Annotated in this window: 12 protein-coding genes; 6 read left to right on the top strand and 6 right to left on the bottom strand. The window is 59.4% G+C overall.

Annotation, left to right across the window (positions count from 1 at the left end; translation table 11 throughout):
* Nucleotides 1-63: 63 nt before the first annotated feature.
* The 5 genes from C4S63_RS08330 to glyQ form a co-directional block, all read right to left on the bottom strand.
* Nucleotides 64-423 carry an H-NS family nucleoid-associated regulatory protein gene (locus tag C4S63_RS08330; RefSeq protein WP_062815088.1) on the bottom strand — a complete coding sequence of 120 codons (360 nt, stop codon included), beginning with the start codon at nucleotides 421-423 and terminating at the stop codon, nucleotides 64-66.
* A gap of 111 nt (nucleotides 424-534) precedes the next feature.
* Complete coding sequence (locus C4S63_RS08325) at nucleotides 535-1,263, bottom strand: 1-acyl-sn-glycerol-3-phosphate acyltransferase (protein WP_062815089.1); 729 nt, start codon at nucleotides 1,261-1,263, stop codon at nucleotides 535-537.
* A 2-nt stretch (nucleotides 1,264-1,265) separates the two neighbouring features.
* Complete coding sequence (gmhB, locus tag C4S63_RS08320; RefSeq protein ID WP_062815090.1) at nucleotides 1,266-1,808, bottom strand: D-glycero-beta-D-manno-heptose 1,7-bisphosphate 7-phosphatase; 543 nt, start codon at nucleotides 1,806-1,808, stop codon at nucleotides 1,266-1,268.
* Nucleotides 1,809-1,989: 181 nt separating this feature from the next.
* Entirely contained in the window at nucleotides 1,990-4,062 is a 2,073-nt protein-coding gene (gene glyS, locus C4S63_RS08315) for a glycine--tRNA ligase subunit beta (RefSeq protein WP_103917288.1), read from the bottom strand.
* Nucleotides 4,062-5,054 carry a glycine--tRNA ligase subunit alpha gene (gene glyQ, locus C4S63_RS08310; protein ID WP_103917287.1) on the bottom strand — a complete coding sequence of 331 codons (993 nt, stop codon included), beginning with the start codon at nucleotides 5,052-5,054 and terminating at the stop codon, nucleotides 4,062-4,064. The genes glyS and glyQ overlap by 1 nt, the downstream gene beginning before the upstream one ends.
* 201 nt (nucleotides 5,055-5,255) lie before the next feature.
* Between glyQ and C4S63_RS08305 the strand changes: the two genes are divergently transcribed.
* The 3 genes from C4S63_RS08305 (at nucleotide 5,256) to C4S63_RS08295 (ending at nucleotide 7,464) form a co-directional block, all read left to right on the top strand.
* A complete protein-coding gene (locus tag C4S63_RS08305; RefSeq protein ID WP_103917286.1) occupies nucleotides 5,256-5,978 on the top strand; it encodes a YafY family protein in 723 nt (240 codons plus the stop codon).
* Nucleotides 5,947-6,510: a DNA-3-methyladenine glycosylase I gene (locus C4S63_RS08300; protein ID WP_103917285.1), complete on the top strand. Its 564-nt coding sequence runs from the start codon at nucleotides 5,947-5,949 to the stop codon at nucleotides 6,508-6,510. Before C4S63_RS08305 ends, C4S63_RS08300 begins: the two co-directional genes overlap by 32 nt.
* Before the next feature lie 222 nt (nucleotides 6,511-6,732).
* Nucleotides 6,733-7,464 carry a glutamine amidotransferase gene (locus tag C4S63_RS08295; RefSeq protein ID WP_103917284.1) on the top strand — a complete coding sequence of 244 codons (732 nt, stop codon included), beginning with the start codon at nucleotides 6,733-6,735 and terminating at the stop codon, nucleotides 7,462-7,464.
* An 89-nt stretch (nucleotides 7,465-7,553) separates the two neighbouring features.
* Here the strand turns inward: C4S63_RS08295 and C4S63_RS08290 are convergent, their stop codons facing one another.
* A complete protein-coding gene (locus C4S63_RS08290) occupies nucleotides 7,554-8,264 on the bottom strand; it encodes a DUF4197 domain-containing protein (RefSeq protein ID WP_063508246.1) in 711 nt (236 codons plus the stop codon).
* A gap of 169 nt (nucleotides 8,265-8,433) precedes the next feature.
* Here C4S63_RS08290 and C4S63_RS08285 point away from each other — a divergent pair, with 169 nt between their 5' ends.
* The 3 genes from C4S63_RS08285 (at nucleotide 8,434) to C4S63_RS08275 (ending at nucleotide 12,077) form a co-directional block, all read left to right on the top strand.
* Entirely contained in the window at nucleotides 8,434-9,078 is a 645-nt protein-coding gene (locus C4S63_RS08285) for a DapH/DapD/GlmU-related protein (protein WP_062815097.1), read from the top strand.
* Between the two features lie 316 nt (nucleotides 9,079-9,394).
* Entirely contained in the window at nucleotides 9,395-9,988 is a 594-nt protein-coding gene (locus tag C4S63_RS08280; protein ID WP_103917283.1) for a TetR/AcrR family transcriptional regulator, read from the top strand.
* Nucleotides 9,989-10,157: 169 nt separating this feature from the next.
* The gene (locus C4S63_RS08275; RefSeq protein ID WP_103917282.1) at nucleotides 10,158-12,077 is read left to right on the top strand and encodes an MFS transporter; all 1,920 of its coding nucleotides are present in this window, start codon (nucleotides 10,158-10,160) and stop codon (nucleotides 12,075-12,077) included.
* Nucleotides 12,078-12,175 lie beyond the last annotated feature (98 nt).

Raw genomic sequence — 12,175 nt, 5'->3', positions numbered from 1 at the left:
ATAAAAAAAGCGAACCCGAAGGTTCGCTTTTTTTGTGCCTTGTCGGCTGAAACGCGCTGCGATTTATACAGCAAAATCTTCCAGCTTGGCGCCCTTCTCCAGTGCGCCCTGCAGCCACAGCGGACGTTTGCCACGGCCGGTCCAGGTGTTGCTGCTGTCGTTCGGGTCGCGGTATTTCACCTTGGCCGGACGACGCACGCCACTGGCTTTCTTCTTGGTGGCTTTCTTGCGGGTGGCTTTCTTTTTGCCGGCGGTGTCCTTCAGCAATGCTTCCGGAGAAACGCCCAGATCCTTGGCCATCTTCTCAAGTACCGCCTGGGCATTCTTCAGCTCAGCCTTGCGTTTCTTGTCCAGTGCGGATTCTGCTTGCTTGATCAGTTTTTCCAGTTCATCAACGGAAAGTTCATCAAGATTAATGCTCATTGAGTAGCCCTTGTTATCGATGATTAACAGCGGCACAAACTCTAGTTATTTTACCGGGCAAAGGCAATTAAACTCGTGGCAGATAAATAATAAAAAACGATTTGAATCGCATTATCCAGGATAATGCTGGTGAATCCACGTTTCCGCTTCTTCGGTAATCGCCTTGGCCTTTTTTCCATCACTGTGAATCGGTGGGCTGATGCGAAGGGTAATGGTGCCCGGCAGGCGTATCCAGGAACGGGCCGGCCAACAGTTTCCACTGTTATGGCTGATCGCCACCACCGGCACACCGGCCTGGCAAGCCAGCATGGAACCACCGTGATTGAATTTCCCCAGGGTGCCCGGAGCCTGACGGGTTCCTTCCGGGTAAATGACCACGGGAATGCCCTGCCCCAGTCGTTGCTTGCCCTGTTGCAACACGGATTTTAACGCCGCACTGCCATTACGCCGATTGATGGTAATGGGTTTGAGCAATGCCAGACCCCAACCAAAAAAAGGCAGCCACAGTAACTCGCGTTTCAGAACCGTGGCCTGGGGGCTGATCAGCAACTGCATATAGAAGGTTTCAAAACTGCTCTGGTGATTTGCCAGTACCACGAAGGCGCCGGGGGGCAGATTGTCCTGGCCTTCCACCTTTATACGAACGCCATTGAGGTGTTTCAGCAACCACATGGCAAACCGGGTCCACAGGTTAACGAATTGATACCGGCGTCGGTAAGGCAGGAAGGGACCGATCAGAACACAGAAAAAACTGTGGATAATGCCAGCCAGGTTATACAGCACGAAGAAGAGGACGCTGCGGATCTTGATCGACAGCGAGTAATGCGTGTGCTGGGTCATGCCTAATCCTTCAACATATTATCCGTAAAATCGGCCAGAGAATGATAAACGTCCACCTGACCCAGTGTGGCGGGCAAACCCTTGTCCTGTGTTTTTAATCCCTTGCCGGTTAATACCAGTACCGGTTTGCAACCCCGGGCAACCCCGGCTTCCAGATCCCGTAGGCTATCACCAATCATGGGGACGCCGGTGACATCGCCATACTCGGTAACAATCTGGTCAATCAGACCGGGTGCGGGTTTACGGCAGAGGCAACCGTCATCCGGCCCGTGGGGGCAATAAAAGATCTTGCCCATCTCTCCACCGGCGTCACGGACCAGATCCGTCAGACGTTTATGCATGGCATCCAGTGTTGCCACCGTGAAATAGCCACGGGCAATACCGGATTGGTTGGTGGCGACCACTACGGTATAGCCTGCCCGGCTGAGCCGGGCAATGGCGTCAATGCTGCCCGGCAGGGGAATCCACTCGTCCAGTGTCTTGATATAGGCGTCGGAGTCTTCGTTGATGACACCGTCGCGGTCGAGGATGATGAGGTTGTTCATGGATTCTTGCCCAATACCAATCGTGTCCGCAGGAGCCATGCTCGCATGGCGAAAGGGTTTCAGGTTAGCAACACGTTACCGGAAAAATTGAAGGCGTTCCTACGGATAAACAAAGGCCGCTGGAAAGCGGCCCTGTTTTTTTCGCGTGCTTGCCTGAAGCGTGTTGCGTGCAAGCGCCCATTTATTCCTGCAGCAGACTGATATCCGCCACATTCAGGAACAGGTCGCGCAGGAAGGCCAACAGCGCCAGACGGTTATTGCGTACTGCCTCGTCGTCCGCCATCACCATGACGGTGTCGAAGAAGGCGTCCACCGGCTCACGCAGTTCGGCCAGCATTTCCAGCACGCCCTGGTAATTGCCCTTCTCCAGCAGCGGTTCGGACTGCTCGTAGCTGGCCACCACCAGGTTGGTGAGGGTCTGCTCGGCCTCGTCTTCCAGCAATGCGCCGTCGATTTCCTCCGGCGGTGCCTGATCCAGCTTGGCGAGGATATTGGACACCCGCTTGTTGGCAGCCGCCAGCGCCTGGGCTTCTTCCCGGGGCTGGAAGGCAGCGACGGCTTTTACCCGACGATCGAAATCCAGGGGCTTGCGGCAGGCGTCGTCGATGGCCAGCACCGACAGGATCACCGGCGTGGCAATGCCCTGCTCCTGGTAGATGGCCCGGTAGCGCCCCTTGATGAACTCGAAGGCTTCCGCGGCGTCGGCGCGGTTGATGCGCAGCTCCAGCTGATCACCCGCTTTTTCCAGCAGGTACTGCAGGTCCAGGTCCAGCTGGTTTTCGATGATGATGCGCAGCACCCCCAGGGTGGCCCGACGCAGGGCGTAGGGGTCCTTGGTGCCGCTGGGTTTCTGGCCGATACCGAAGATGCCAACCAGGGTATCGATCTTGTCGGCCAGGGACACGGCCATGCCGGTCTTGCTTTGCGGCAGCTTGTCGCCAGCGAAACGTGGCAGGTACTGTTCGTACAGCGCCTGGGCTACCTCGTCCGGCTGACCTTCCAGCCGCGCCAGATAGAAACCCATGATGCCCTGCATGGTGTCGAACTCGCCCACCATCTCGCTGTTCAGGTCGGCCTTGCTCAGTTCACCGGCCAGTTTTGCCTGTTCGGCATCGCCACCAATCTGCTCGGCGATAAGGGCGGCCAGGCCACCAATGCGGGCGCACTTGTCGGCCACGGTGCCCAGCTGCTGCTGGAACACCACATTGGCGAGCCCCTTGCCGTGCTGGGCCAGAGTCTTCTTGCAGTCGTTGTCGTAAAAGAAGGCCGCATCCGCCAAACGGGGACGAATCACCTTCTCGTTACCGTGGATCACCTGTTGGGCATCCTTGGACTGGATATTGCTGATGGTGATAAAACGGGGCATCAGTTTGCCGTCGCCGTCCAGCACGGAGAAATACTTCTGGTGCTCTTCCATGGCGCTGATCAGGGCTTCCTGGGGCACACGCAGGAAGTCCTCATCGAAGCTACCCATCAGGGCCACGGGCCATTCCACCAGCGCGGTGACTTCGTCGAGCAAGTCCGGGTCGATCTGTGCGGCGCCGCCGGCTTCTTTGCCGGCAGCGATGGCCTGCTCTTCAATCATGGCCTTGCGGCGAGCAAAGTCGGCGATCACATGACCGTCTTTTTCCATGCGTTCGGCGTACTCGCTGGCGGTGGCCAGCTCGATGGCGCCGGGGGCATGGAACCGGTGGCCGTAACTGGTGCGGCCGGCCTGCAGATCCAGCAGTTCGAAAGGCACCACCTCGTCACCGAACAGGGCCACCAGCCAGTGGGCCGGGCGCACAAACTGTACCTTGCGTTTGCCCCAGCGCATGCGCTTGGGGATCGGCAGTTTCTGTACCGCCTGGGCAACGAAGTCGGGAATCAGCTCGGCGGCGGGTTTGCCCTTCTCGGTGATCTGGGCTACCAGGCGCTCCCCTTTTCCGGTGTCCTGCCGGCCCAACTGATCCACGCTCAGACCCAGAGAGGACGCAAACCCTTGCGCGGCCTTGGTGGGGTTACCGTCCTTGTCGAAGGCCGCCTGTACGGCCGGACCCTGGCGTTCGATATCCCGATCCGCCTGCTTGTCATCCAGGCCACGCACCAGCACAGCCAGACGACGTGGGGCGGCGAAGCTTTCTACCTCACCATGGTTGAGGCCGGCTTCGTCCAGTTGGCGGACAAACTCTTCTGTCAGCGCCGCACTCAGTGTGGGCAGTGCCTTGGGGGGCAGTTCTTCGGTGCCCAGTTCAATCAGTAAATCCCGGGACATTATTGCTTCCCCTTCTTTTTGTCGGCCTGCTTTGCGGCCTTGTCATCCTGCTTTTTCAATTCCGTCTCCACTTCCTCGCGGATGCTGGCATCCGCCATGGGGAAGCCCAGCGAACGGCGCTTGTCGAAGTAGGCCTGGGCCACGGCCCGGGCCAGGGTGCGCACGCGCAGAATAAAGCGCTGGCGTTCGGTGACGGAGATGGCCTTGCGGGCATCCAGCAGGTTGAAGGTGTGGGAGGCTTTCAGCACATACTCATAGGCGGGCAGCGGCAGGCCCGCCTCGATCAGTTTGGTGGATTCGCCCTCAAACAGGTCAAACTGCTTGAACAGCTCATCCACATTGGCGTGTTCGAAGTTGAACGTGGACATCTCGATTTCGTTCTGCAGGAACACATCGCCGTAAGTGACCTTGCCGAACGGACCATCGGACCACACCAGGTCGTAGACCGAATCCACGCCCTGGATATACATGGCCAGGCGTTCCAGACCGTAAGTGATCTCGCCGGTGACCGGGTAGCAGTCGATGCCGCCCACCTGCTGGAAGTAGGTGAACTGGGTCACTTCCATGCCGTTGAGCCACACTTCCCAGCCCAGACCCCAGGCCCCCAGGGTGGGGGATTCCCAGTTGTCTTCCACAAAGCGGATATCGTGGACCAGCGGATCAAAGCCCAGCATGCGCAGGGAACCCAGATACAGTTCCTGGATATTGTCCGGCGACGGTTTCAGTACCACCTGGAACTGGTAATAGTGCTGCAGCCGGTTGGGGTTTTCCCCGTAGCGCCCGTCGGTGGGCCGGCGTGAAGGCTGCACATAGGCACTGTTCCAGTTTTCCGGGCCAATGGCGCGCAGGAAGGTGGCCGGGTGAAAGGTACCCGCACCCACTTCCATATCCAGGGGTTGTACGACCACGCACCCCTGCTCGGCCCAGTACTGTTGCAGGGCCAGAATCAGGCCCTGGAATGTCATGATGTCCGTCTGCGGTTGTTCCGCCATGCTGAATCCTGTCGTTCGATTTCGATTTGCCCAAAAAAGCAGGCGCCAAGTATACCGGGCCGACCGGGCCGGTGATACCGCTGGCCGGATGACTACTGACAGCAGGGTGTCAGGAGAGAACCGGTAGAATGACGCACCAGGCCGGCTCGGGTAATGTCGAAGGCCAGAGGGACATCACCAGCGTGATAACAGGGAAAGAGCATGCGACGCGCGGAACGCTTGTTTCAGATCGTGCAGATTATCGGTGCCAGCCAGTGGACTACTGCCCAGGCGTTGGCCGAGCGGCTGGCGGTATCGGAACGGACCATTTATCGGGATATCGATCACCTCTCCGCCAGTGGCGTGCCGGTCTATTCCCAGGCAGGCAAAGGGTATGCGTTGCTCGAGGGCTACCAGCTGCCGCCGCTGATGTTCAGCGTGGAGGAATGGCAGGCCCTGCTCACCGGCCTGGCCATGGCCCAGGGCTGGGCGGGCCGGCGCCAGGCGGAAGCCCTGCGGGCGGTGCAGGAAAAACTGGCCATGGCGGTGCCGGCCCAGTTGCGCGCCATGACGCCACCGGTGAGCGCCCCGCCGCTACCGGAGCGGCGCATGCTGGGTGCCCTGCTGGATCCGCTGCAGCAGGCCATCGCCGAACGGGCCAAGGTGCGCCTGCATTACCGGGATCTGCAGGAGCAGCACAGCAAGCGGGTGATCTGGCCCCTGGGGCTGTACTTCTGGGGCCACTGCTGGACCCTGGCGGGCTGGTGTGAACTGCGCGGTGCGTTCCGGCATTTCCGAGTGGACCGTATTGTTATCCTGCAGACCCTGGAAGACAGCTACCCGGTGCGCCCCGGCCAGACCCTGGCGGATTACGAAGCGTCTTTTGACTGTGAAACCACAAAAGAGAAAAGTGATGAACGACCGCTGTCCCTGGTGCGGGGATGACCCGCTCTATCAGCACTACCACGATCACGAGTGGGGAGTGCCGGAGTATGATGATCAGGCCCTGTTTGAATGCCTGAATCTGGAAGGTGCCCAGGCCGGGCTGAGCTGGATTACCGTACTGCGCAAGCGCGAGCATTATCGCCAGGTCTTCGATGGCTTCGACGCGCAGAAGATTGCCCGCTATGACGACCGCAAGGTGGCCGCCCTGCTTCAGGATCCGGGCATCATCCGCAATCGGTTGAAAGTGGCTGCCACCATTGGCAATGCCCGCTCCTATCTGGCGTTGCGCGAAGAAGGTCGCACCCTGAGTGACTTTCTCTGGGACTTTATGGAGGGGCAACCGCAGATCAATCACTTCCGCACACTCAAGGAGGTGCCCCCCTCCACCCCGGTGGCCGAGGCCATGAGCAAGGCCCTGAAAAAACGGGGCTTCAAGTTTGTTGGCCCCACCATCGTCTACGCCTTCATGCAGGCCACCGGCATGGTCAACGACCACCTCACCACCTGCCCGCGGCATCGGGAACTCTTATAACGCCCTAACCTTTATCGTAGGAACGTAGCGAATAGCGTCGCTGGCTGCGTGATCACGGCAGTATCGAGTTGCGAGAAGCGAGTTTCGAAAGTCAAAGCCGGGACAGCCTGGTTTTCGCTTCTCGCTTCTCGTACCTCGCGACTGGGTTATAGCGTATTGAAAAGTTGGTACAGCCCTTGCTCTGTATAAGAAACCAGACAAGGACAGTACGGTGAACAGGCCATGAACAATGTAAAACCCATCGCCATCATCAAGACTGGCAGCACCTTCCCGCAGATCAGCGAGCACTACGGGGATTTCGATGCCTGGATACACCAGGGGCTTGGATCGACCACCGGGGTTATGGTGATTGATGCGGACCGCAGGGGGCGGCTGCCAGACTTGAGCGCGCTGGGAGGCGTGGTGATTACCGGTTCCCATGCCATGGTCACCGATCAGGCGCCATGGATGCGGCAGTTGATGCGCTGGCTGTATACCCTGATCCATGAAGCGGTGCAGGTGCCCGTGCTGGGGTTGTGTTTCGGCCACCAGCTGTTGGCTCGCACCCTGGGCGGTGAAGTGGCGGACAATCCCATGGGGCTGGAAGTGGGCACCGTGGCCCTGCGCCTGACCGCTGCCGGACGCCATGATGCCCTGTTAGGTGCCATCGCAAAACACCCGTGGGCACAAGTGGTGCACCGTCAGTCAGTACTGACTCCGCCACCCGGCGCCACGGTCCTGGCCAGCAATGGCCACGACGCCTGCCAGGCCTTCCGTTACGGGGACCGGGTCTGGGGAGTGCAGTTTCATCCGGAATTCAGCGCCGATGTGATGCGCGCCTATCTGCAGGCGCTGCGTGGTGAGGGGCTGACCCAGCAGCAGGTGGACAGCCACCTGCCGGAAGTGCGCGAATGCGATGATGCCAGCGCTATCCTGGGTCGGTTTGCGCGATTGTCGGCGGTGCAGGTGGCGTAGCGAACCTGTGCCGTAGGAGCGTCGCTGGCGGCGCGATAACCCAACTTTTGGAATCGCACCGCCAGCGACGCTCCTACCAAAAGCCCTGCTTACTCGCCCTGCCCTGAACCAAACACTGCCCCGAGTAAGGCACTGCCCTGCTGCATGGGATTCTGGCGGATCAGCGCTTCCTGTTCACCGATGCGGGTGTAGAGCTCGTCCATACTGTTGTCGATGACGTAGCTCTCCAGGTTCAGATTGGGCTTGTTAGTCAGTGGCAACTTATCGTAGACCGCAAGCAGGCTCTTGTATTGATCATAGAAGCCGGTCTTTTTCAGGTTGTCTTCCACGATCGGCTGGTAGCGTTGACGGAGACTGCTTTCGGTTTCCCCGCGGAAGTAGGATGTGGCGGCGGTATCGCCCCCGCGGATAATGCCCAGGGCGTCGTTGACGCTCATGTTGCTGATGGCCTGCTTGAACACCGGGGCGGCTTCGGCCACGGCCTGTTCGGCACCCCGGTTCATGGCCGTTTCCACCTTGTCCACATAGCTGCCGAAGCCGAATTGGCGCAGGGTATCGGCAACGGGCTGGGCCGCCGCGGGCAGCTTGAGATTGAAGGCTCCGGTCTGGGAAAGCTGGGTGCTGGCCCGGTCGGTGCCCGTGATCAGGGCTTCCTTGATGCCTGCTGCCAGTTTTGAGTCGGTGTCGTAGCCGGCGCTCTTGGCCATCTGGTTGCCCGCGTCTATCCAGGGCATCGCCCCTTCCATGGTTTTGCAGCCGGCCAACACCAGCAATCCCACCAGTACCCAAAGTTGTTTCATGCCACACTCTCCTTATGGTTTGCGGCCAATGCTACTGCATTCCGGGCTGGCTGCTAAACGCGTATTGCTTATTGTAGGAGCGGCGCTTGAGCCGCGAATCATACTTGCGAGGCATTCGCAGGCAGATTCGCGGCTCAAGTGCCGCTCCTACGGATATATCGAGAGTGCCATGACTCACCCCGACTACCGCGAACAGCACAAAAAACGCCTGGCATATATGCCCTGGCTCTACGGTCGCCTGAAAGCAAAACATCGGGCCTGGGCGGAACCCTGGCAGCGGGAGATCCAGCAGCAATTGATGGCACTGGAGACCGTGCGTTTCGGGGAGGCCTGCTTTGTGGCGCCCCAGGCAGTCCTTCTTGCGGAGCCGGGTCGCGACATTATCGTGGCAGATGGCTGCCAGATCGCTGCAGATTGTGTTATCCATGGCCCGGTCCGCCTGGGTGAGCGGGTCAGTCTCAACCATCATGTGACCCTGGATGGCGGGGCCGCGGGCATCCACATTGGGAACGACACCCGCATTGCCGCTTACTGCACACTCTATGCGTTTAATCATGGACTGGACGCGGTTCGCCCCATCCGCGAGCAGCCGGTGACCTCGAAGGGTATCCGCATCGGCCGGGATGTGTGGATCGGCGCCCGGGCTGGCATCGTTGATGGAGTCACTATCGGTGACCACGCGGTGGTTGGCATGGGGGCCGTGGTGACCCGGGACGTGGCGCCCTGGACCATCGTTGCCGGCAACCCGGCCCGCCCCGTGGGCCGACGGCCCGGGGCGCCGGAGCCCGCGCGGCCTGTCGATCCCTCCTGTTGAACACCCCGCCACATAATCGGTAACAGCTTCTTTGTTGAACATTGCTTAGCTATGTTATTTATTAAACACCGTTGAATAAAAAGACAAGTCCGGTGTAGTGTCTGATTGGCGACGTGAGACCGAGCAAACAGGCTTTGCAGCCAATCCTGCAACAGCAGGCAGAATGGGGTCGCTTATGGCACAGTTGAGATCCACCGCGACGGGACGGTTCTGGCAAGGCTGCAACCGTCCGCAAACCCTGCCAATGTGGGCGTGACCGTTCTATGGCGCTCACAGGGGCCGCAAGGAACATGGTCAGCAACAATAAGGAATCCAGGTGGCACGTCGTAACCAACACAGCCGTGAGGAACTGCAAGCGTTGGCCGTTCATGCGGTACGCGAGCTGGTGGCAGAACAGGGACTGGCGAAACTCAGTGTGCGCAAGGTGGCGGAGCGCATCCGCTATACCCCGGGCATGCTCTATCATGTGTTTGCCAACCTGGATGATCTGATTCTCCACGCCAATGCTGCCACCCTGGATGTGCTGTTGGCAGAGATTGAAAGCGTCAGTACAGGCTCACCACAACGGGTCCTGCACCACATGGCCAGTGCCTACCTGGCGCTGGCGAGGGAGCAGACCGCCCTGTGGCAGATGGTATTCATGCATCGCATGCAGAAAGCGGCGCCGGTGCCGGACTGGTATCAGCAGCGTACGGCCAGTCTGTTTGCCCGGGTAGAGCGGCAGATGGCACGGCTGGCGGAAGGTCAGTCAGACAGTGCCATTCACCTGGCCGCCCGCACCCTGTGGAGTAGTGTTCATGGCATCGCGGTACTGGCAGCGGAAAACAAACTGGATGTGGCCGGGGATGTGGATGAGCAGGCCATGCTGGATTCGTTGCTGGAAAACTATCTGAACAGTTGGGCGGGGTAGATCCACGGGAGACGGCTCCTCCAGGAAAAGAAAGGTCCCGCGCAGGGTGCAATGAGTCATGCGAATGGCACTGATTCATTGTGTAGTCACGAGGTACGAGTTTCGAGGAGCGAAAAGCAAAGCCGGGTTTGCCTTTCGAAACTCGTACCTCGTAACTCGCCCAACCTGAATGGATCCCGGCCTCGACGCCAACGGAAAAACCAATAAGGAACGGACAGTGAAAAAAGGGTTGCTCTCTCTACTGGCGTCACGCCGATTCGGGCCTTTCTTCTTTACCCAGTTTCTCGGCGCCTTCAACGACAATGTCTTTCGCCAGGCGCTGATACTGCTGATTGCTTCCGGTGCGGTCACCGCGGTCAGCGTCAACACCCTGAACAACGTGGCCCTGGCCCTGTTCATTCTGCCGTTCTTCCTGTTCTCTGCCCTGGCCGGCCAGGTGGCGGATAAATACGACAAGGCCTCACTGGTCCGCAAGATCAAATTTGTGGAAGTCTGCATCATGTCCGCCGCGGCCGCGGGCTTCTTCTTTGACGCGGTGTATTTCCTGCTTGGCGTACTGTTCTGCATGGGCCTGCAGTCCACCTTCTTTGGCCCGATCAAGTATTCCATCATTCCCCAGCAACTGGACGACAAGGAACTGGTATCCGGTAATGCCCTGGTGGAAATGGGCACTTTCCTGGCCATTCTGCTGGGTTCCATTTCCGGCGTGCTCCTGAAAATGGAGGGTGTGGGCGATGGCGTGGTGGCCGTGGCAGTGGTGGGCCTGGCGCTGCTGGGTTATCTGGCCGCCCGGGGTATTCCCTCGGCGCCGGCGGCGGATGAGACGCTGACGTTGAACTGGAACCTGTGGAAGGAAACCTGGCATATCGTCGGTTATGCCCGGGAAGTGAAATCCGTGTGGATGTGTGTGCTGGGGATTTCCTGGTTCTGGTTTCTGGGCGCGGCCTACACCACCCAGCTCAAGGTCTATGTGGATGACTACCTGCTGGGTACCGACGGCCTTTATGCCCTGCTGCTGGGGACCTTCTCCATCGGTATCGGCCTGGGCTCCTTCCTGTGTGAAAAACTGTCCGGCAAACGGGTGGAACTGGGCCTGGTGCCGCTGGGCTCCATCGGCCTGAGCGTATTCGGTATCGATCTGTTCTTTTCCTATGCCGGGCTGGAAGGCAGCGGCCAGGTGGATATTGCGGGTTTCCTGCAGCAGGCCGGCGGCTACCGGGTGCTGATGGACCTGCTCGGTATCGGGGTGTTCGGCGGTTTCTACATCGTGCCGCTGTTTGCCTTTATCCAGCACCGCAGCAACCCCAAACACCTGTCGCGGATCATTGCCGCCAACAATATTCTCAATGCCCTGTTGATGGTGGGCTCGGCGGTGGCCGGCATCGTGCTGGTGGGCCTGCTGGAACTGACCGTACCCCAGTTCTTCCTGGCTCTGGCCCTGGCCAATGTGCTGGTGGCCAGCTACATCTATACGGTGGTGCCGGAATTCCTCATTCGCCTGCTGGTGTGGATGCTGACCCACACCATGTACCGGGTGAAGCATCATGGTATGGAACATATTCCCGATGAGGGACCCTGCATGCTGGTGTGCAACCATGTGAGCTATGTGGATGCGCTGCTGCTGGCCGGGGCTATCCGTCGCCCGGTGCGGTTTGTCATGTTCAAGCCGATCTATGACATGCCGTTGCTCAACTATATTTTCCGTACCGGCAAGACCATTCCCATCGATTCCAAAGTCCGTAACCCGGCGATCTACGAGCGGGCCTTTGTGCGAATTCGCGAGGAACTGGAAGCTGGAGAGGTGGTGTGTATCTTCCCGGAAGGGAAACTCACCGACGACGGAGAGGTGGCGGAATTCCGTGCCGGTATCGAAAAGATCGTTGCTGATTATCCGGTACCGGTGATTCCCATGGCACTGTCGGGCCTGTGGGGCAGTTTCTTCAGCCACAAGGGCGGCAAGGCCCTTACCCGGCTACCGCGCCGGTTCTGGTCGCGGATCAAGCTGGCAGTGGGAGAGGCCGTAGCGCCGCAACAGGTCCGCGCTGAGGATCTGCGTGAGCGGGTGCTGGCCTTGCGTGAGCGGCCATAGAGCATGGCTGGCACAGGTTGCGTAATCCATACGCACGGTAACTTGCACAAAAATGAAAACCGAGCACACTCAATAATAAAGCGGTCCTTGTTCCGTCG

This window comes from Alcanivorax sp. DSM 26293 (assembly GCF_900107995.1).
Taxonomy (GTDB): Bacteria; Pseudomonadota; Gammaproteobacteria; order Pseudomonadales; family Alcanivoracaceae; genus Alcanivorax.
The sequence above is the reverse complement of the archived record's forward strand: the minus strand, read 5'-3'. Positions and strand labels throughout refer to the sequence as shown.